Raw genomic sequence first — 19,839 nt, 5'->3', positions numbered from 1 at the left:
ATGCAGGAATCCTTAACGTCGAACGGATTGCAACGCGTAGTCGTGACGGGCATGGGCATCGTCTCGTGCCTCGGCAACACGCTCGACGGCGTGGCCGCGCGCCTGCGCGACGGACGCGGCGGCATCACGCGCGTGGCGGCGTGGCGCGAGCGCGGCTTCGCGAGCCAGGTGGCGGCGGTCGCGTCGGTGGACGACGAGACGCCGTTCGCGCGCAAGGCCGAGCGCTTCATGGGCGACACGGCGCGCTTCGCGTGTCATGCGGCGCGCAGCGCCATCGCCGACGCGGGACTCGACGAGGCCGCATTGCGCCAGCCGCGCGTGGGCGCGGTGGTGGGCTCGGGCGTGGGCACGATGTCGGCTTACGACGCGGCGATGGCGTGCGCGAATGCGCGCGGCGTGGACCGCGTGCCTCCCTATACGGTGCCGCAGGCGATGAGCAGCACGGCATCGGCGAATCTCGCGCACGTGTTCGGCATGGAAGGCGTGACGTACTCGCCGTCGTCGGCGTGCACGACGTCGGCGCTCGCGATCGGCCAGGCGATGCAGCTGATCCAGACCGGTCGTCAGGACCTCGTGCTCGCGGGCGGCAGCGAAGCGCTGCACGACAACATGACGCTGCTGTTCGACGCCATGGGCGCGCTCTCGCGCGGTTTCAACGATACGCCGGAGCGCGCGTCGCGGCCTTACGACACGCGTCGCGACGGCTTCGTGATCGGCTCGGGCGCGGGCGTGCTGGTGCTCGAATCGCTCGCTCACGCGCGCTCGCGCGGCGCGCGCATCCACGCGGAAGTGACGGGCTTCGGCCATTGCACGGACGGCGCGCAGATGGTCGCGCCGCAGGCGGGCGGCATCGCGCGCGCGATGCGCGCCGCGCTCGCCGAGGCGGCGTGCCGCCCCGACTACATCAACACGCATGCGCCGTCCACGCTCTCGGGCGACGTCGAGGAACTGCTCGCGCTGCGCGACGTGTTCGGCGCGGACGTGCCGGCGTTTTCGTCGACGAAAGCGCTCAGCGGCCATCCGCTCGGCGCGTGCGGCGCGCATGAAGCGATCTACACCTTGCTGATGATGCGCGATCGCCGGATCGCGGGCGCCGTGGGTATCGACGAACTCGATGCGCTCGCCGCCACGCTGCCGCTCGTGCGCGAAACGCGCGACGCGCGTATCGAGACGGCGATGTCGGTTTCGTTCGGGTTTGGCGGCAGTTGCGCCAGCCTGATGTTTCGCGCACTGCATGCGCACTGAACGCGCCGTGAGTGACAGGCGCTCCTGAAAACCACGAGGAAAACCTATGAGAACACCGAGCCTCACGCTGACCGCCGCCGCGTTCGTCAGCCTCACGCTGGCCGCTTGCGGCACGCAGTTGAAGACGCTGCCGATCCAGCCGGCGCTGTCCGCTGCACCGGCCGCAATGACGACGACGGGCAACGCGGACATCGCGATCTACTTCAGCACGCAGCCGCATGCCGAGGTCGCGCGCCGTGTCGGCGAAGCGTCGCATTCCGTGCGTATCGCGCGTTCGACCGACGGCCCCGACGTCTCGTGCAACAAGGCGCTCGCCGACGCGGTCGGCAAACTGCGCGCCGACGCGCGCAGCAAGGGCGCGAACGCGGTCATCAACGTCTCGACGCGCTTCCACGAAAACGAATCGAAGTCGGCGACCGAATACACCTGCGGCGTGAGCCCGAGCGCGGCGGCGATCGCCGTGAAGGGCGATCTCGTCGTGCTGCAGGCCCAGTGATCCAGCGGAGAGAGCAACAATGAAAAAGCTGTGGATGACGACCGCGCTCTGCGCGGCTTTCGTGACGACGCATGCCTGGGCGCGCGATACGGTGGACACCTATCCGGTGGCCGACGCGCTGCAAAGCGAACCGGGCAAAGTGGGCGACGATATTGCGCTGTATTTCGCGGGCCAGAAGCATCCGGCCGTGAAAAAAACGATGGGAACCATCGCGACCAACAAGAAGACGAACGCGCTCAACAAGAGCGATGAAGAAGCCTGCCAGCACGTGTTTCTTTCGGCGGTGCGCGAGTTGCAGGAGCGCGCGCGCCAGCAGGGCGGCAACGCGGTCATCAACATCAAGAGCAATTACCGTAACAACCTGACCGAGAGCCCGACGGACTTCACGTGCGGCGCGGGCACGATGATCGCGGGCGTGGCGCTGGTGGGCGACGTGGTGGCGTTGAAGGGCGCGAAGTAATTATTTTTCGATTTTTTTCGGGCCGCGGCGCGTGACAATACGCGCCGCGCCGTTTGCGCGCCTGGCTTACTGCGCTTTCACCGCGGCAACGTTCACCAGCGTTTCGCGGCGCTTGCCGGGCTTCGGATGATGCAGGCCGAGGCGCTCGAACAGACCGAAATCCGCCGCGCGGCTCCACCACAAATAAGGGAGCGAGACATTGTGCTCGGCGAAGCGGAAACCTGCGTGGCGTATCATGCCGAGGTAGCCATCGGCGCTTTTTTGCACCTGCATGGGATGGCGAAACAGCAGACGAATAACCCACGAGCGAATATAGGCATCGGTGGATTCGGCAAACAGCAGCACGCCGCCCGGCTTCAATACGCGATGGAATTCCGCGAGCGCGCGCTCCTGCTCGACCAGATGATGAAAGGTCTGGTGGCAGAACACGATGTCGGCGCTGGCCGAAGGCAAGGGCAGGTTCGCGCAGTCGCCGTGCAGCACGTCGAATGCCGTCTGCGTTTGCGTCTGCGTCTGCGTCTGCGTCTGCGTTTGCGTCTGCGATGCCTGTGACTGCTGGCGCTGCTGAACCGCGCGCGCCGCTTGCGTCGCGAGTTCGAGCGAGGCCTCGTGATAGTCGATGCCGACGATGCGGCGCGGACGGAAGGCCTCGGCGAGCAGATGGAACGACTTGCCCTGGCCGCAGCCGACGTCGACGATCGTGGGCGCTTGAGGCAGCGGCTGATCGATCAGTCGCTTGAGGTCGTTGATCGCCACGCGCAGGACGTGATGCTCCCACGTGTGGGTGCGGAGAAACCAGATGCCGAATGCCGTTTCCGGCACGAACGGCACAACATTTGATTCGGAAACCGACATATTTTTCCCCGATGCATATTCGGTCGTGGACAAAGAACGGGCATTGTAATGGCAAGCATGCTGCGCGAGGCGGTGAAGTCGTCAACGAATGCGCAACGCGCAATCAAGGTACAGGAAGGTGTATGGAACAGAGTCGGGAGGAGTCAGTGAATCAGCAATCGGAACGCGCTGGCCGTAGCGAGAGCGTTGACGTGGCGATCATCGGCGCCGGTCCCTCGGGTGCAGTGGCGGCGGCGCTGTTGCGCAAGAGCGGGCGTTCGGTGCTGGTGCTCGAACGTCAGCATTTTCCGCGCTTCTCGATCGGCGAAAGCCTGCTGCCGCAGAGCATGGAATATCTCGAGGAAGCGGGCATGTTGCAGGCCGTTGTCGAGGCCGGCTTTCAGTACAAGAACGGCGCGCAGTTTATGTGGCGCGATCAGTTCACCGCGTATGACTTCCGCGACAAGCATTCGCCGGGCTGGGGCACCACGTACCAGGTGGAGCGCGCGAAATTCGACGAGCTGCTGATCCAGTGCGCCGCGCAACAGGGCGCCGAAGTGCGCTTCGGCCATACGGTGCTGGCGATGCAGCCGGGCGATGAGCCGGTGCTCGAAGTCGTCGACGAAAGCGAAACGCGCTATGAAGTGCGTGCGCGTTTCGTGCTCGACGCGAGCGGTTTCGGACGCGTGCTGCCGCGCCTTCTGAATCTGGAAGCGCCCACCGGTCTGCCGACGCGCGCGGCGATTTTCAGCCATGTGCGCGATGGTCTCGCGCTCGACGATTTCGATCGCAACAAGATTTGCGTGGCGACGCACCCCGAGCATCGCGATGTGTGGTTCTGGATGATTCCGCTCGCGGGCGGCCGTTCGTCGGTGGGCTGCGTGGCCGAGGCGGCGTTCTTCGATATCCCGGAGGCCGAGCGCGAGGCGCGTCTGCGCGCGTTGATTCGCGAGGAGCCGACGCTGAATCGCTTGATCGGCGATGCGCCGTTCCTGATGCCGGTTCGGCAGATCGGCGGTTATTCGGCGAATGTCGAACGTTTGCACGGCGCGGGTTATGCGTTGCTCGGCAATGCGGGCGAGTTTCTCGATCCGGTCTTTTCGTCGGGCGTGACGATTGCACTGCGCTCCGCGCATATGGCCGCGAAGGTCGTGGATCGTGTGCTGAATGGCGAAACGGTGGATTGGCAGAACGAATACGATGTGCCGCTGCGCAAGGGTATTGATACGTTCCGCGCTTTCGTCGAGCGCTGGTATTCGGGCGAATTGCAGGACATTATTTATTATCCGCGTCAGACGCCGCTGATTCGCCGCATGATTAGCTCGGTGCTGGCCGGCTATGCGTGGGACGAAAGCAATCCGTATGTCGCGGAGCCGGTGCGCCGGCTGAATACGCTGCATGAGGCGTGCAAGCGCATGTGATCTGATGCAGGGAGAGGTGCGGGAGCGGGCGAGATGGGTGTCTCGCTTTCGCTTTCGCGCGGAGCCACGCCATTGCTTGCCGCTAGACGCCGATAGACCGAAAGCGCTTTCGCGCTTTTCATTCCTTTTCGATTTCCATTGAACGCGATTTTTTATTGCCCACGGCTATTCGCGTTGATCTACCGTTCGCAACTAACGGTCAAGCCACGCTACAACCCGCCTTCAAAAGTCACTGGACCACTGTTTTGCAGAAACGCGCGCGCCAAAGCGCCGGGTTTTCATCGAGACGAATCCCTTTCTCAGTGAAATACCTTACAAAAGTGGCACACTTTCCGTATGCGGGATAATATGGCATTCCAAGTCGCCGATTGGTCACCGCGCGGCTTTCCTCTCCGTTCACCTTACGCGCCCTATGTCAGATCTAAAAATCGTCCGCGAAACCAAAACCCTCCGTGAACTGACGCTGGATAAGCTGCGCGACGCCATCGTGCAGGGCTATTTCAAGCCGGGCGCGCGCCTTGTCGAACGCACGCTCTGCGATGAACTGGGCGTGAGCCGCACCATCGTGCGCGAGGTGCTGCGGCACCTGGAAACGGAAGGGCTCGTGGAGGTGATCGCGCGTCAAGGGCCGGTCGTCGCGCAACTGAATCCCGCGCAGGTCAGCGAGATTTACGAATTGCGCGGTCTGCTCGAGGCGAACGCCGCGCGCGCCTGCGCCGAGCAATCCACGCCCGAGCTCGTCAAGCAGTTGCGCGATATCCGCAAGGAGATCGAGGCGGCGTTCAAGTCCGGGGACCTGCCGACCGTGCTCGCGCATACGGAGCGTTTCTACGAGGCGCTGTTCGAGGGCGCGCAAAAGACGGTGTCGCTCGCGGTGGTCAAGACGCTGAACGCGCGCATCAACCGCCTGCGCGCGCTGACGATTGCCACGCCCGGACGCAGCGGCGAGTCCAATCGCGAAATGAACAAGATGCTCGATGCCATCGAGCGGCGCGACGGCGACGCGGCCTTCGCGGCTTCGATCGCGCATATCAAGCGGACGGCCGAACTCGCGCTGGCCGCACTGGCGGCGCGCGGAGAAGGCGGCGAGGCCGCCTGAGCCTGATCTTCCTTTGGCGCATCACGCGCCTGCGGCCGCCGGACAGGTGCCCGGCGGCCTGCGTTCGTCCGCCTGCAGCGGCGGGCAGCGCGCTTTCCCTGCCTGAGCCCTCACAGCGCCGCCTCCGGCGCGTCTGACGCCCCATTCATCGCATCTTTGATCGCCCTTGTGCACGACCGCCGGCAGGCGGCATTCGTGCCAGCCACGCGCGTCGTCTACCTATGGTATTCCATAATATTTAGTCCGCATGGTAGTCGATAGTATGGCATACCATAATCTTCCGCATCGACGGGAGCACGGGCAGGCGGTTGGGGCGGGTGAAGCGGGTGAGGTTGGAGCGAACTTGAGGTCGCCATGACCACGGCTAACGATTCGCCATCCTATGTAATTGCTGCGTAACTCGACGAAGCGACGAAGCAACGAAACGGCGGCCCGCAAAGTCGTCGAAGCCCTCTGCCCACTATCAGGAATCGTGGAGAACATCATGTCTGAGCCGATCATCGAACCGATTTTCGACGTCGCCGAATTTCGTCGTGCGCTGGGTGCCTTCGTCACGGGCGTGACGGTCGTCACCACGATCCAGCCGGACGGCTCGCCGCGCGGCTTCACGGCCAATTCGTTCACGTCGGTGTCGCTCGATCCGCCGCTGATTCTCGTGTGCATCGCAAAGACTGCATCGAGCCACGCGGTGTTCTCCACCACCGATCATTTCGCAGTCAGCGTGCTCGCGGAAAGCCAGAAAAACGTCTCCAGCGTCTTCGCGTCGAAATCCGCCGACAAATTCGCGCAGGTCGCCTGGCGTGCGCGCGCGACGGGCGCGCCTGTCATGGAAGGCGCGTCGGCGACGTTCGATTGCCGCACGCATGAAGTCGTCGATGCGGGCGATCACATCATTCTGATCGGGCGTGTCGTCGATTTCGTCCACACGAACTCATCGCCGCTGGGCTATTGTCGCGGCGCGTATGTCAACTTCAGCCTCTCGCAGGACGCGCTGGCCGCCACGGGCGCGCGTGCGCAAGTGGGCGCGATTCTCGAACACCGCGACGGCCTGGTGCTGCTCGAAACGCCCGAAGGTTTCGCGTTGCCCACGGGCGTCAAGCTCGAGCCGGCGAGCGACGCGGCCAGTCTGCGCGGCGTGCTCGCAAAGCTCGGCCTGGTGGCGCATCTGGATTTTCTGTTCGCCGTGTTCGAAGCGGGACAGGGACCGTCGTCGAGCGTGCACGTGTATTACCGCGGCCGCGTGAACAGCAGCGGCGCGGCGATGATGGACAACGCGATTCATATCGTGCCGCTCGCGCGGATTCCGTGGGGCGAACTGCGCGACGAAGCCGTGCGCTCGATGTTGCAGCGTTATGTGCGCGAACGCAGCGAGGACGCTTTCGGCATCTATGTCGGCGATACGGAAGCGGGCACGGTTCAGACGCTCGCCGCCGCGCACTGATCACAGATCGCAGGCCGGTTGAGTCAATCGACGCATCCGGCAATCAATCAGACAAAAAATTCAGTATCACGAAGTAAAGAAGAGGCAGCAAACCATTTTGAAGCCCGCGCGACGTTCGACGCTGGCCTGACCGTTACACGATTCAGCACCATCGATTCCCAAGGACATGGAAATGAACAGCACACGCACCCTGATGATGACGCCGCTGATCGCGCTGTGCGCGTCGGCTTTCAACGCCGCGCCCGCGCTTGCCGCCGATCCGATCGTATTCACGAGTTGGGGCGGCACCACGCAGTCCTCGCAGCAGAAGAACTGGGCGCAGCCCTTTACGCAATCGAGCAGCGTCAACGTGCTGATGGACGGCCCGACCGACTACGGCAAGCTCAAGGCGATGGTCGACAGCGGCAACGTGAACTGGGACGTCGTGGACGTGGAAGGCGACTTCGCTTACGCCGCGCAGAAGGCGGGTCTGATCGAGCCGATCGATTACAGCGTCGTCAAAAAGGACGAACTCGATCCGCGCTTTTCGAGTGGCAGCGCAGTGGGCAGCTTCTATTACTCGTTCGTCCTCGGCTATAACAAATCGAATTACAAGGGCGCGCAGCCGCAAAACTGGGCCGATCTGTTCGATACGAAGAAATTCCCCGGCAAGCGCACGTTCTATAAGTGGTCGGCGCCCGGCGTGCTCGAAATCGCGCTGCTCGCCGACGGCGTGCCGCCCAACAAACTCTATCCGCTCGATCTCGACCGCGCCTTCAAGAAACTCGACACCATCAAGAGCAGCATCGTCTGGTGGAGCGGCGGCGCGCAGTCGCAACAGTTGCTGGCGTCGGGCGAAGCGCCCATCGGCATGTTCTGGAACGGGCGTCTGCATGCGCTCGAACAGACGGGCGTGCCGGTCGGCATCTCGTGGAATCAAAACCTGACCGCTGCGGACATGCTCGTGATTCCCAAGGGCGCGAAGCATAAAGCCGAAGCGATGAAGTTTCTCGCCGTCGCGACGAGCCCGCAGGCGCAGGCGAAATTCGCGCAGGACACCGGTTATGCGCCGATCAACGTGAAGTCGGCAGCCATGATGCCGGCGGCCGTCGCGAAGACCTTGCCCGACCAGTACAAGACCTCGCAGATCAATCTCGACATGAAGTACTGGGCCGACAATCGTGACGCCATCGCAAAGCGCTGGTACGCATGGCAATCGAAATAAGCATAGAAATAGCACCGAAATAGCATCGAAATAAACGCACACGCCTGATCGCGAACGATCGCCGCAGGAGACCCGTAGGAGACATCATGCCCAACGTTCTGAGTACCGTTGCCCATCCGCCGGCCACGCCGACGCGCGCGCGCCGCGACTGGCGCAACATCCGCCTGTTGATTCCGGGGATCGTGCTCCTCGTGATTTTCTTCATGCTGCCGGTGCTCTCGCTGCTGCTGCGCAGCGTGCTGGAGCCCACAGCGGGTCTGCACAACTACGAGCAGTTGCTCGGGTCGTCCACCTATTTGCGCGTATTCGGCAACACGTTTCTCGTGGCGACCGTCGTGACGGTGGCGACCGTGGCGATCGGCTTTCCGACGGCATGGCTGCTGGCCATCGCGCCGCGCAAGCTGAGTTCGCTGCTGTTTTCGATTCTGCTGCTGTCGATGTGGACGAATCTGCTGGCGCGCACGTTCGCGTGGATGGTGCTGCTTCAGGCCACGGGGCCGATCAATCGGATGCTGATGGCGGCCGGCCTCATCAATGAACCGCTGGCGCTCGTGAACAATCTCGTCGGCGTGACGATCGGCATGACCTACATTATGCTGCCGTTCCTCGTGATGCCGCTGCACGCCACGCTGCGCAGCATCGATCCTTCCACCTTGCGCGCGGCCGCCGTGTGCGGCGCGAACCGCTGGCAAGCCTTCTGGCGCATCCTCGTGCCGCTGGCGATGCCGGGCATCGCTTCGGGCGCGCTGATGGTGTTCGTGATGGCGCTCGGCTATTTCGTCACGCCGGCGCTGCTCGGCGGCGCGCAATACATGATGCTCGCCGAACTCGTCGCGCAACTGGTGCAGGAGTTGCTGAACTGGGGACTCGCGGGCGCGGCGGCTTTCGTGCTGCTCGCCGTGACGCTCTCGCTTTACGCGCTGCAATTGCGCTTCACGGGCGGCGCGCGCGCCAACGGAGGGCTCTGACATGTTGCTGGATTTCGACCGTCTGGGCGCGCTGCGTTGGGCGTTGCTCTCGATTGGCGCTGCCGTCGCGCTGTTTCTGCTGCTGCCGATTGTGTTTATCGTCGCGCTGTCGTTCGGCGATTCGCAGTGGCTGATTTTTCCGCCGCCGGGCTGGACGCTGGAGTGGTATCGCCAGCTGTTCACCGATCCGGGCTGGCTGGACTCGCTGCTGACGAGCGCGAAACTCGCGGTTATCGTCACCGTGCTTTCCGTGCTGATTGGCTTTCTCGCTTCGCTGGCGCTCGTGCGCGGAAAATTTCGCGGACGCAATGCGGTCAAGGCGTTTTTTCTCACGCCGATGGTGCTGCCCGTGGTGGTGCTGGCCGTGGCGCTCTACGCCTTCTTTTTACGCATCGGTTTGAACGGCACGATGGTCGGCTTCGTGATCGGACATCTGATTATCGCTTTGCCGTTTTCGATTATCTCGATCAGTAATTCGCTTTCGAGTTTCGACACCGCGCTCGAAGACGCTGCGCTGATTTGCGGCGCGTCGCCGCTCGAAGTGAAACTGCGCGTGACCTTGCCCGCCATCCGGCTCGGCCTGTTCGCCGCCGCGATCTTTGCGTTCCTCGCTTCGTGGGACGAAGTGGTGGTGTCGATCTTCATGTCGAGCCCGACCTTGCAGACGCTGCCCGTGCGCATCTGGGCGACGCTGCGTCAGGACCTGACGCCTGTCGTCGCGGCGGCGTCTTCGCTGCTCGTCGGACTGACGACCCTTTTGATGCTGGCCGGCGCGCTGCTGCGCCGCGCGCGCTAAACCGATCACGCGATTACTGAGGTAACCCGCCATGACTTCCGCATTCCTGCAAATCCAGCGCCTGCGCAAGACTTACGACGACGTCGTCGCCATCGATCAGGTGTCGCTCGATATCCGCAAGGGCGAGTTCATGACCTTTCTCGGGCCGTCGGGCTCGGGCAAGAGCACGACGCTCTATATTGTCGCGGGCTTTCAGGAGCCGACCGAGGGCCGCGTGCTGCTCGACGGTAAGCCGCTGCTCTCGATTGCGCCGAATAAACGCAATATCGGCATGGTGTTTCAACGCTATACGCTGTTTCCGCATTTGACGGTCGGTCAAAACGTGGCCTTCCCGTTGCGCGTTCGCCGCCGTCCCGAAGCCGAAATCAACAAGAAGGTCGAGCAGATGCTCGCGCTCGTGCATCTCTCGGAGTTTCGCGATCGTATGCCCGCGCAACTCTCGGGCGGTCAGCAGCAGCGCGTGGCGATTGCGCGTGCGCTCGCCTACGATCCGCCGGTCTTGCTGATGGACGAACCGCTTTCCGCGCTCGACAAGAAATTGCGCGAAGAGATTCAGCTTGAATTGCGCCGCATTCATCAGGAAACCGGCGTGACGATTCTCTACGTGACGCACGATCAGGAAGAAGCGTTGCGGCTTTCCGATCGCATTGCCGTATTCAATAAAGGCTGCATCGAGCAATGCGGGACCGGAGAGGAACTGTATGCGAATCCGGCTTCGCGCTTCGTCGCGAACTTTATCGGCAATTCGAATTTCCTGCCCGTGCGGATTACCGGTCGCGCGGCGGAGCAGGCGAGCGCGGTATTCCCGAGCGGTCACGCCGTGGCGGCGGCGGGCGACATCGCGCTGCCCGTGGGCGGCGACGGCACGCTGATGGTGCGTCCCGAGCAAATCCGCATTCGCGCCGCGCAGGCCGCGAATCAGGCTGCGAATCAAGCGGCAAATCAGTCGACGAACAGCGCAGCAGGCCTGCCCGTGACGGTGCGCGACATTACCTATCTCGGCGATGCGATGCACTACGCGGTGACCACGCCGTGGGAGCAGGACATGTCGGTGCGCATGCCGGCGGGCGATCATCGCGACAGCGGTATCGTCATCGGCACGCATGCGTGGATCGATTGGGACGCGCGCGACGTGCGGCTGTTTGCGCAGGCTTGAATGGGTGCCGCGATGCAAGACACGCTAGCGTCCCTGAAGGTCGAGCGCCGGACCACCACGTTGCGGGAACTCGCGCTGGAGAAAATGCGCAGCGCGATTTTCGACGCGCGTTTTCTGCCGGGCGACCGCCTGGTCGAGCGCGCCTTGTGCGAGGAACTCGGCGTGAGCCGCACCGTCGTGCGCGAGGTGCTGCGGCATCTGGAAACGGAAGGGCTCGTCGAGCTTTTGCCGAACCAGGGGCCGATCGTGGCCGTGCTCGATTTCAGCACAGCCAGTGAAATCTACGAGATTCGCGGACTGCTGGAAAGCGAGGCCGCCGCGGCCTGTGCGCAATTCGCCGATGCGGCGACGATCGCGGATCTGCAAACGCGTATCGACGAGATTCAGCAGGCTTTTTACGCGCAGGATCATCGCGCGGTTCGTGCGCTCACGACGGCGTTCTATGAGCGCATGTTCACGGCGGGACACAAGCATGTCGCATGGGAAATCGTGCAGTCGCTGACCGCGAGAATCAACCGGCTGCGCGCGCTGACGATTGCGTCCGACGATCGCGGCGATCAGGCGGTTCAGGAAATGCAGCGGATTCTCGCGGCGATTCGCGCCGCCGATATCGACGCGGCGCGCAGTGCGGCGCTCGCCCATGTGAACCGCGTCGCCGAAATCGCCGAAAAACTGCTGGCGAGCGGACAAGTCCCCGTCTTGCTGAAGCACGCGAGTTGATCGTTTGAAGCGATGTGGCTCCTTCAGATGGAGCCGCGTCCGCTCTCGTCTTTTTAGTTTGTACTGCAAATAGAAATTCAACGAAGCATCACAACCCACCGCGCGCCCGACCGTTCGGCGGCGGGTACGCGCGCATTTGACGAGGAGAGAAGCACGCATGGAACATCGGGGCAACAGACTACCTGTCACGTGGCTAGTGGCCGCAAGCGCATTCGTCGCATTGAATGCGCACGCCCAGTCGTCCGTCACGCTGTATGGCGTGATCGACGAAGGGATCGACTACGTCAGCAACAGCGGCGGCCATTCGCTTTGGCGCATGCGTGACGGCACCTATGACGGCGTTTATGGCAGCCGCTGGGGTTTGAAAGGCAGCGAGGATCTCGGTGGCGGTTTGAGCGCGTTGTTCCGGCTCGAATCGGGCTTCAGCACGGAGAACGGCCAGATGCGCCAGGGTGGCCGCCTGTTTGGCCGCCAGGCGTATGTGGGTCTTTCGGATACGCGCTTCGGCACGGTTACGCTTGGCCGGCAGTACGATTCGGTGGTCGATTATCTTCAGCCGCTGACCGCGCCGGGACAACTCGGCGGACCGCTCGTCCATGGCGGCGATATCGACAATACCGACAATTCGTTTCGTGTCGATAATGCCGTTAAATACGCCAGTCCCAAGATCGGCGGCTTGACCTTCGGCGGGTTGTATTCCTTCACGAATACAAACGCGGCGGGGCGCGGCACGACGGGTTTGTGGAGCGTCGGCGCGAATTACGCGTTTGGCGGCTTCACGATCGCCGGTGCGTATTTGTATGCGAAGCAACCGGCTGCGCTGCTCACGGACGGCAACTATGTGAGCAACACCACGGGCGCGGAGATTGGCGCGAGCGGTCCGTTCAGCTACGTGGGCAATCCGGCCAACGAGCAGATTTTCGGCGCGGCGATCAACTACGCGCTGGGCTCGGCCACGCTCGGTCTCGACTACACGAATACCAAGTTTAACGAAGCGAACGGCACGCAGGGCACGGTCATCTTCACGAACTACGAAGCGTGGGGCCGCTACAACCTCACGTCCGAGTGGTACGTCGGCGCGCAATACGTGTACACGCACGGCAATATCGGCTACAACCAGGCAATTCCGATTTATCACCAGGTTGGTCTGACGACGGCTTACGCCTTGTCGAAGCGCACGTCGCTCTATGCGATGGGTGTGTGGCAGAAGGCGGCGGGCGCCGCCTCGAATGCCGATATCTTCGACGGCTCGGTGGCGTCGGCATCGTCGAATAATCATCAGACGATGGTGCGTATCGGCATGTATCACCAGTTCTGACCGATCGAAAAAAAAGCCGGCTCGTTGTATTGACGAGCCGGCTTTTTCAATTCGGGCTTTATTGTTTTGCCAGCAGGTCCGACATGCGGGGTGCGGAAACCGGAATGACTTGCGTCGCTGGCGAGGCTTTCGTCAGAAAGCGAACCATCGAGTTGACCGTGATGGTCTGGATATTGCCCGCCACGCGTTGATCGGTGGGGTGATCGTCAAATGCCACGTTCGCCTTGAACACGCGTCCGCCGAGACGTTTCAATGTACCGATCTTTAACGTGTCGGGCTGATAGTCCGCTGTCTTTAACCAGGCCTGTGCATCGGCGCGCTTCACGAATTGCTGCCCGCTCAAGCCTTCGGCCAGAATTTCCAGCGCCCATTGATTGGAATTCTGGTGCAGAACAGAAAACGGATAGGCGACCATGCTGTAACTGCTCGAATGCATTTGCTCCAGCGCCGCCGGACTACGCAGCAGGCGCGCCAGTCGATCCTGGGTCGGCGCATCGGGAACGATCAGCAGCGAATCGAACGAAAACATATCGTCCATGAAGAAATTCCCCAGACCTTCGCGCCACAGCGCCGATGTCGCCGCTCCACAATCGTTGAGCAGATGACTGACTCGCCAGGGCTGGTCCGGCGCTGTGCGCGAGACAAAGGCCAGATGGGAATAGCGCAAGCCATAGGCCGACAAATCCTGACCTACGCGGGCAACCAGCGCCACTTTGGGCGACAGTTGATCGAGTTGCTGCTGCAATTGCGCTGCGGTTTGCAGGGCCGTGCGTACGGTGCCGGGCTCAATCGGTTTGTCGCTGCAACCTTGCCCGGCCCACGCGGAGTTTGCAAGCAGCAGGGCGGCGGCGAAAGAGAGTAAGCGAGGCCGCAAACCACGCATCGAGCGACGTTTCAGGCGCGTTTTCATTCGGGCATCGCCGTCGATTCCGCGTCCACGCGCGAATGGTGCAGCAGCGCTTTACCCGCCTCGTTGGGAATGAAGGCCAGCAATTCGCCCGAAGCGATCAGCGCATAGCCCGTGGCTTCAGAGACCACCTTGACGGCGCTTCCCACCGACAAGCCCGCTTTTTTAGCCGCGTCCGCAGAGACCGCGACGGTTGCTTTGCTGCCGTCTGCGGCCGCCGCGAACACCACCGTGAGGGTGTCGACCGTGCCTTCGACAATACTGGAAACGATCAGCCCGGAACCGGTTGCGCCCACGACGGACCCTTCAAACGGATGGCCGCTGACGGAGATCAGCGGGGAAGCCGCTACCGACAATGCACCGGCAGCACTCATTTCCGACGCGCTTTTGGAAAACGCGGGGAAAGACCCCGCCGCAACGAGACTGACAACCGAGGCAACAATAAGTGTTTTCTGGAAATTCACGGCACCTCCTGGGCATGGAATTCAAAGTGTTCGAACGGATGAACACGGCAAGCCGGCGGATCGTGCGGTATCGATGTTGGGGAGGCAACGCGTAACTGCCGCGATCTTGCTGCTTGACAAGAAGGGGCCGTCAGCAGGACAGAGCAAGTCATCAACTATGAAGCGTGAGTCGCCATAACCTCACGCTTGCGTAGTCCGCGGGCGCACAATATGGCTGCGCACACGGCAATTGAAAATTGAATCGCCAATAAAAAAGCCGGCTCGTTTTATCAACGAGCCGGCTTTTTCAATTCAGTGAAACGGTGTCAGGAATTTATTCCGAAGCACCTGCACTGGCAGTCGAACGGCGCAGAGAACGCGAACCGCTATTCGGCGCAAGCAGATAATAGGCGAGGGCAGTGGCGACGAGCCCGACCATCCACGAAATATCCGCGCCGCCGAGCAGCGAGGCCCACGGACCGTGGAAGAAGCTCTCTTCCATGAACGGCACCTGAATCACGATACCGAAAACATACAGCGCGAGCGCTTTCACGTTGAATGCGCCATACATGCCGCCCGTGCTGCTGATGATTTCCGAAACCTGATAGTGCCGCTTGTTGACGAGATAAAAGTCGACCAGATTAATCGCGATCCACGGTGCGAGCACGATGCGCATCGCAAAGATCGCGGTCAGGAAAATGGCGATGAAATTGCTCGACGCCCACAGCGCGGTACCCGTGCACGCCACCAGCAGGATCGCCGAGACGGCGACGCGAACATTGCGGCCGGGCGTCCAGCTCGGACGGAACGTCTGCGCGGCGGTGATGCACGACAGCACGCCGCCATACAGATTCATGCCGTTGTGGCCAATGATGTTGACGAGGAAAAGAAAGATCAGCACATAACCGAACGCGCCCGTTTGCGTGCGGATGGCCTGCATCGCGTCGGTGGCGTGTCCGGTGCTCACCGCGATCACGCCGAAGATGAAGGCGAAGATCGTGCCCAGCGAGGTGCCGAAATACGTGAACGCGAAGGTCCTGGCGAAACCCGTCGATTCCGGCAGATAGCGCGAATAATCGGAGGTATAAGGCGCGAAGCTGATTTGCCAGACCGCGCACAGGCCGAACATCGCGAACCAGCCCGAGAGATTGAAATGACCTTGCTGGAGCACGCTGGCGTTGAGGCTCGGCACCATCAGAATCATGCCGATCACGAGCGCGCCGCCCATGAACCACGCGCCAATCTTGTTGAAGCGGTGAATGAAGTTATAGCCGATCACGCCCACGAGCGTGGCGAACACGGCGCCCAGCACCGTGGCCAGCGAAATGGGTACGGGCGGCACCGCCGTGTGCAGCGTCTTGCCCGCGAGAATGATGTTCGAAACGAAGAACCCGAGATAGATCAGCGTCGTGAAGCCCACCACGAGCAGCGAGCCGTAGCGGCCAAATTGCGCGCGGCTTTGAATCATTTGCGGCACGCCCACGAGCGGGCCTTGCGCGGAGGTGAGCGCGTGAAAGATCGCGCCGAAGAATTGGCCTGCCGCGATGGCGAGAATCGCGCTCACCAGATCGAGGTGGAAAATCAGCACCGAGGTGGCGCCGGAAATCACGGCCAGCGGCGCGACGTTCGTGCAGAACCACAGCGTGAACAGATCGACGGGTTTGCCATGCCGGTGTTCCGGGGAAACGTATTCGATCGAATTGCTTTCGATGGTCAGAACGCTATTGTCGTTCGTCGGGTTAGTCATCATGTCTCCATCTTTATTGCCTGGCCGCCGCCCGCGCGTTAGCGTGCGGCGCGTGCGGCCTCTATGGCGTCGTTGCGGCTTCGTGGCGGCATGGCCTCACGAAGCGCGCTGAGCGCGCCTGATGTACCACTACCGCATCACGAACGGATCGCTGATCGGTTCATCCGAGGTGCGCAGCCAAACGGATTTCGTCGTCGTGTATTCGAGCGCCGCCGCGAAACCGCCTTCGCGGCCATGGCCCGAAAGCCCGAAGCCGCCGAACGGCACCAGCGGCGACACCGCGCGATACGTGTTGATCCACACGATGCCCGAGCGCACGCGCTTCGACACGCGATGCGCGCGCGTGAGATTGGTCGTGAAGATACCGGCGGCGAGACCGTAAGCGGTGCTATTGGCTTTCTCGATCGCTTCCTGCTCGTTGCTGAACGTGTCGACGGAGAGCACCGGGCCGAACAGTTCGGTCGTGATGCTGTCGGCGTCGGGCACGCTGCTGCAATCGAGTATCGTCGGCGCGTAATAGAAGCCCGCGCGATCGAGCGCCTTGCCGCCCGCGAGCACTTTCGCGCCTTGCTTGACGGAACGCTCGACCACCGCTTCGATGTTGCGCAATTGACGCTCGGTGCACAGCGGGCCGTATTCGGTCGCCATGTCGTTGGGCAGGCCCACGCGAATGCGCGAGACGCGCTCGACCAGCCGCGCGAGAAACTCGTCCTTCACCGACGCTTCGATGAGAAGACGCGAACCCGCCACGCAGCTTTGGCCGCTCGCCGCGAAAATCGCCGCGACCTGCGCATTCACCGCGCTCTGAATATCGCTGTCGGCAAACACGATGAACGGCGATTTACCGCCGAGTTCGAGTGAGACCTTGGCGAGATTGTTCGCGGTGTTCGAGACGATGTGCTTCGCCGTTTCCGGGCCGCCCGTGAAGGCCACTTTATCGACCTTCGGATGGCTGCTGAGCACCGCGCCGCATTCCGCGCCGAAGCCCGTAATGACGTTCACCACACCCGGCGGAAAACCGGCTTCGTGCACGAGACGCGCGAATTCGAGCAGCGGGCCGGGCGCTTCTTCGGAAGCCTTGAGCACCACCGTGCAGCCCGCGGCGAGCGCCGGGCCGAGCTTCACGGCGGAGAGAAACAACTGGCTATTCCACGGCACGATCGCGGCCACCACGCCCACCGGCTGACGTTCGAGCCAGACCTGCATGTCGGGCTTGTCGACAGGAATGTGGCTGCCTTCGATCTTGTCGGCGATACCGGCGTAATAGCGGTAATACTCCGCGACGTACGCAATCTGGCTCGTCGTCTCGCGAATGATCTTGCCGGTATCGTTCGTTTCAATTTCAGCGAGTCGCGGCGCGGCCTGTTCGACGAGCGCAGCGAGTTTATAAAGCAGCTTGCCGCGCGCCGACGCGGTGAGCCCGGCCCACGCCGCGTCGTTCAGCGCGCGGCTCGCTGCGTTCACGGCGCGGTTGACTTCGTCGCGGCGCGCTTCGGGCATCTGCGCCCACACGTCGCCCGTGGCCGGATTCACGCTGCCGAACGTCGCGGCGCCGGATTCGAACTGGCCGTCGATATACAGCTGAAAATGAACACTCATGGAATTACGACCTCACTTGAACGCCGGCATCACGTCGTTGATCATCCGTTCGAGCGACGCCTTCTTGCGCTCGAAGCTCATGCCCGTATCGATCCAGAACGAGTACTCGTCGAAGCCGAGTTTCTCGTAAGCCTTCAGGCGCGCGATCACTTCCTCGGGCGTGCCGATCACGTTGTTCTTGCGCATCGCTTCCGGCGTGTAGAACGGGTGCGCCGCAATTTCTTCCGGGCTCAGCGTCTTGATCATGCCCTTGCTGACCGGACGCTCGTTCTTGAACCATGCGCCGAAGTAGTTGTAGAACACGTTGACTTCGTCGGCGGCCACTTGCGCGTCGTCTTCGCTGCTCGCCACGTAGGTGTGGCGCAGCAGCATGATCTGCGGACGCGGCATCTCGCTGAACTTTTCGCACGCGGCGTTGAAATGGCCGACGAGTTTTTCGACTTCATCGTCGCCGAAATGCAGCGGCGTGACCTGCACGTTGCAGCCGTTGGCGACGGCGAATTCGTGGCTGTTCGGATCGCGCGCGGCCACCCAGATCGGCGGATGCGGCTGTTGCAGCGGCAGCGGCGACGACGTGGTGGACGGGAACTGCCAGAACTCGCCCTCGTGCGCGTAATCGCCTTCCCAGAGCTTCTTCACGGCGGGAATCAGTTCGCGCATGCGCTGGCCCGCGTTCCAGGCGTCGAGGCCCGGCATCAGACGTTCATATTCGAACGAATAGGCGCCGCGCGCAATGCCCAGATCGAGACGGCCGTTCGTGATGATGTCGGTCATCGCGGCTTCGCCCGCGAGCTTGATCGGGTGCCAGAACGGCGCGATCACGGTGCCCGTGCCGAGGCGCACGTTCCTCGTCTTGCTCGCCAGATCGACGAGATTGAGGAACGGGTTCGGCGCGATCGTGAAGTTCATGCCGTGATGCTCGCCGGTCCAGACCGCGTGCATGCCGCCGCGATCCGCGATCTGGCACAGCTCGACCATTTCTTCGTAAAGCTGCTTCTGGCTCGTCTGGTCGGAGACGCGCTCCATGTGAACGAAAAGCGAAAAACGCATGGGGATACCTTTCAGGAAAGAAGCGGCCGGACCGTGCCGTTGCTGTGGTCGCCGTAGTACATGCCATAGCTCTTGAGCTGGCTCTCCTTGCGATAGCGCTGGAGCATGCTGGCCAGCGCGCTGTCCGCGAACTGGTCCGGCGCGATATCGTCGAGGCTCACGAAATCGCCTGCCACGGCCGCTTCATCGGGCGCGCTGCAGAGGAACGAGATGTACTGGTAATGGGTTTCGGTGTTGTTGTACGCCGAATAAATGAAGCTCGCCGACGCGTCCGGCTGGTACTGGCTGAAGAGGGCGGCAAGCGCCTTGTCCGCGCCTTCCTTGCCGATCTCCTTCGAAGGCAGACCCCATTTGTTGTCGGCGGTGCGCGTGAGCAGCACCTTGTCGTCGCGCGCGATGATCGCGTTGACGATGACCTTCGGGCCCGCGATCACTTCCGCCGAGACCTTGGCGGGCGTGAAATAGCCGCCGCGGTAATAGCCGAGACCCGCATAGCCCGCCGAGTGGAACGCTTCGACCTTGCCGACGATGAGCGCGTGATCGCCCGCGTCGATGATCGCGTGCGTGGTGCAGTCGAACCAGGCGCTCACGTCATCGATCAGCGGATTGCGGTTCGCGCTCAGTTGCCAGTTCACGTTCGCGAAACGATCGTCGCTCGGGCGTGCGAACGTATTCGACAGATCCTTCTGGTTCTCCGCGAGGATGTTGATCGCGAAGTGGCCGGTGGTCGAAAACGTCTGATAATTGCTCGACGTCTTCGCGATGCTCACGAGCAGCAGCGCGGGGTCCAGCGACACCGACGAAAACGAATTCGCGGTGAAGCCGAGCGGCTGGCCGTCGTCGCGCGCGGTCGTGACGATGGTCACGCCCGTCATGAACGCGCCGAAGGCGTCGCGCAATTCCCGGGTGTTGAGTTTGAGTGTCTCTTGGCTCAT

The 19,839-nt window shown here is 62.4% G+C and carries 19 protein-coding genes; 12 read left to right on the top strand and 7 right to left on the bottom strand.

Going from position 1 to position 19,839, the window contains the following annotated elements; all coding sequences use genetic code 11:
* From U4Y88_RS12600 to U4Y88_RS12590, 3 genes are read left to right on the top strand one after another with little or no spacing between them, the layout of a single operon-like run.
* Positions 1 to 1,245, top strand: a complete 1,245-nt coding sequence (locus U4Y88_RS12600; protein WP_321784256.1) for a beta-ketoacyl synthase N-terminal-like domain-containing protein — start codon at positions 1 to 3, stop codon at positions 1,243 to 1,245.
* 46 nt (positions 1,246 to 1,291) lie between these two features.
* Positions 1,292 to 1,741: a signal peptidase gene (locus U4Y88_RS12595; RefSeq protein WP_321784254.1), complete on the top strand. Its 450-nt coding sequence runs from the start codon at positions 1,292 to 1,294 to the stop codon at positions 1,739 to 1,741.
* 19 nt (positions 1,742 to 1,760) lie between these two features.
* A complete protein-coding gene (locus U4Y88_RS12590) occupies positions 1,761 to 2,201 on the top strand; it encodes an excinuclease ABC subunit A (RefSeq protein WP_224013527.1) in 441 nt (146 codons plus the stop codon).
* 66 nt (positions 2,202 to 2,267) lie between these two features.
* Here the strand turns inward: U4Y88_RS12590 and U4Y88_RS12585 are convergent, their stop codons facing one another.
* Entirely contained in the window at positions 2,268 to 3,056 is a 789-nt protein-coding gene (locus tag U4Y88_RS12585; protein WP_321784252.1) for a class I SAM-dependent methyltransferase, read from the bottom strand.
* A gap of 146 nt (positions 3,057 to 3,202) precedes the next feature.
* Between U4Y88_RS12585 and U4Y88_RS12580 the strand changes: the two genes are divergently transcribed.
* From U4Y88_RS12580 to U4Y88_RS12540, 9 genes are all read left to right on the top strand, one after another.
* Positions 3,203 to 4,456: an NAD(P)/FAD-dependent oxidoreductase gene (locus tag U4Y88_RS12580; RefSeq protein ID WP_321784250.1), complete on the top strand. Its 1,254-nt coding sequence runs from the start codon at positions 3,203 to 3,205 to the stop codon at positions 4,454 to 4,456.
* 412 nt (positions 4,457 to 4,868) lie between these two features.
* Complete coding sequence (locus tag U4Y88_RS12575) at positions 4,869 to 5,555, top strand: GntR family transcriptional regulator (protein WP_224013524.1); 687 nt, start codon at positions 4,869 to 4,871, stop codon at positions 5,553 to 5,555.
* A gap of 484 nt (positions 5,556 to 6,039) precedes the next feature.
* Positions 6,040 to 6,996, top strand: coding sequence for a flavin reductase family protein (locus tag U4Y88_RS12570; protein WP_224013523.1), 957 nt, complete (start codon positions 6,040 to 6,042; stop codon positions 6,994 to 6,996).
* A 172-nt stretch (positions 6,997 to 7,168) separates the two neighbouring features.
* Positions 7,169 to 8,200, top strand: coding sequence for an ABC transporter substrate-binding protein (locus tag U4Y88_RS12565; RefSeq protein ID WP_415774428.1), 1,032 nt, complete (start codon positions 7,169 to 7,171; stop codon positions 8,198 to 8,200).
* Positions 8,201 to 8,286: 86 nt separating this feature from the next.
* Positions 8,287 to 9,168: an ABC transporter permease gene (locus U4Y88_RS12560; protein ID WP_224013522.1), complete on the top strand. Its 882-nt coding sequence runs from the start codon at positions 8,287 to 8,289 to the stop codon at positions 9,166 to 9,168.
* Between the two features lies 1 nt (position 9,169).
* Positions 9,170 to 9,964, top strand: a complete 795-nt coding sequence (locus tag U4Y88_RS12555; RefSeq protein ID WP_310631876.1) for an ABC transporter permease — start codon at positions 9,170 to 9,172, stop codon at positions 9,962 to 9,964.
* Between the two features lie 31 nt (positions 9,965 to 9,995).
* Positions 9,996 to 11,120: an ABC transporter ATP-binding protein gene (locus U4Y88_RS12550; protein ID WP_321784248.1), complete on the top strand. Its 1,125-nt coding sequence runs from the start codon at positions 9,996 to 9,998 to the stop codon at positions 11,118 to 11,120.
* Positions 11,121 to 11,132: 12 nt separating this feature from the next.
* Positions 11,133 to 11,840 carry a GntR family transcriptional regulator gene (locus U4Y88_RS12545; RefSeq protein ID WP_321784246.1) on the top strand — a complete coding sequence of 236 codons (708 nt, stop codon included), beginning with the start codon at positions 11,133 to 11,135 and terminating at the stop codon, positions 11,838 to 11,840.
* Between the two features lie 157 nt (positions 11,841 to 11,997).
* On the top strand, positions 11,998 to 13,158 hold the full coding sequence (locus U4Y88_RS12540) for a porin (protein ID WP_321784244.1): 1,161 nt from the start codon (positions 11,998 to 12,000) through the stop codon (positions 13,156 to 13,158).
* Between the two features lie 58 nt (positions 13,159 to 13,216).
* On the opposite strand, the gene U4Y88_RS12535 is transcribed toward U4Y88_RS12540, so the two are convergent.
* From U4Y88_RS12535 to U4Y88_RS12510, 6 genes are all read right to left on the bottom strand, one after another.
* Complete coding sequence (locus tag U4Y88_RS12535) at positions 13,217 to 14,068, bottom strand: DUF2145 domain-containing protein (protein WP_321784242.1); 852 nt, start codon at positions 14,066 to 14,068, stop codon at positions 13,217 to 13,219.
* Positions 14,065 to 14,529, bottom strand: a complete 465-nt coding sequence (locus tag U4Y88_RS12530) for a hypothetical protein (RefSeq protein WP_321784240.1) — start codon at positions 14,527 to 14,529, stop codon at positions 14,065 to 14,067. The genes U4Y88_RS12535 and U4Y88_RS12530 overlap by 4 nt, the downstream gene beginning before the upstream one ends.
* A gap of 313 nt (positions 14,530 to 14,842) precedes the next feature.
* Positions 14,843 to 16,255, bottom strand: a complete 1,413-nt coding sequence (locus U4Y88_RS12525) for a purine-cytosine permease family protein (protein WP_321784238.1) — start codon at positions 16,253 to 16,255, stop codon at positions 14,843 to 14,845.
* 129 nt (positions 16,256 to 16,384) lie between these two features.
* Positions 16,385 to 17,854 (bottom strand): aldehyde dehydrogenase, encoded by a 1,470-nt coding sequence (locus U4Y88_RS12520; protein ID WP_224013514.1) that lies wholly within the window; start codon positions 17,852 to 17,854, stop codon positions 16,385 to 16,387.
* Positions 17,855 to 17,866: 12 nt separating this feature from the next.
* Positions 17,867 to 18,904, bottom strand: coding sequence for an LLM class flavin-dependent oxidoreductase (locus U4Y88_RS12515; RefSeq protein WP_321784236.1), 1,038 nt, complete (start codon positions 18,902 to 18,904; stop codon positions 17,867 to 17,869).
* An 11-nt stretch (positions 18,905 to 18,915) separates the two neighbouring features.
* Positions 18,916 to 19,839, bottom strand: a complete 924-nt coding sequence (locus U4Y88_RS12510; RefSeq protein WP_310631882.1) for a flavin reductase — start codon at positions 19,837 to 19,839, stop codon at positions 18,916 to 18,918.

Source organism: Paraburkholderia sp. J94 (assembly GCF_905220285.1).
GTDB lineage: Bacteria > Pseudomonadota > Gammaproteobacteria > Burkholderiales > Burkholderiaceae > Paraburkholderia > Paraburkholderia tropica_A.
The sequence above is the reverse complement of the archived record's forward strand: the minus strand, read 5'-3'. Positions and strand labels throughout refer to the sequence as shown.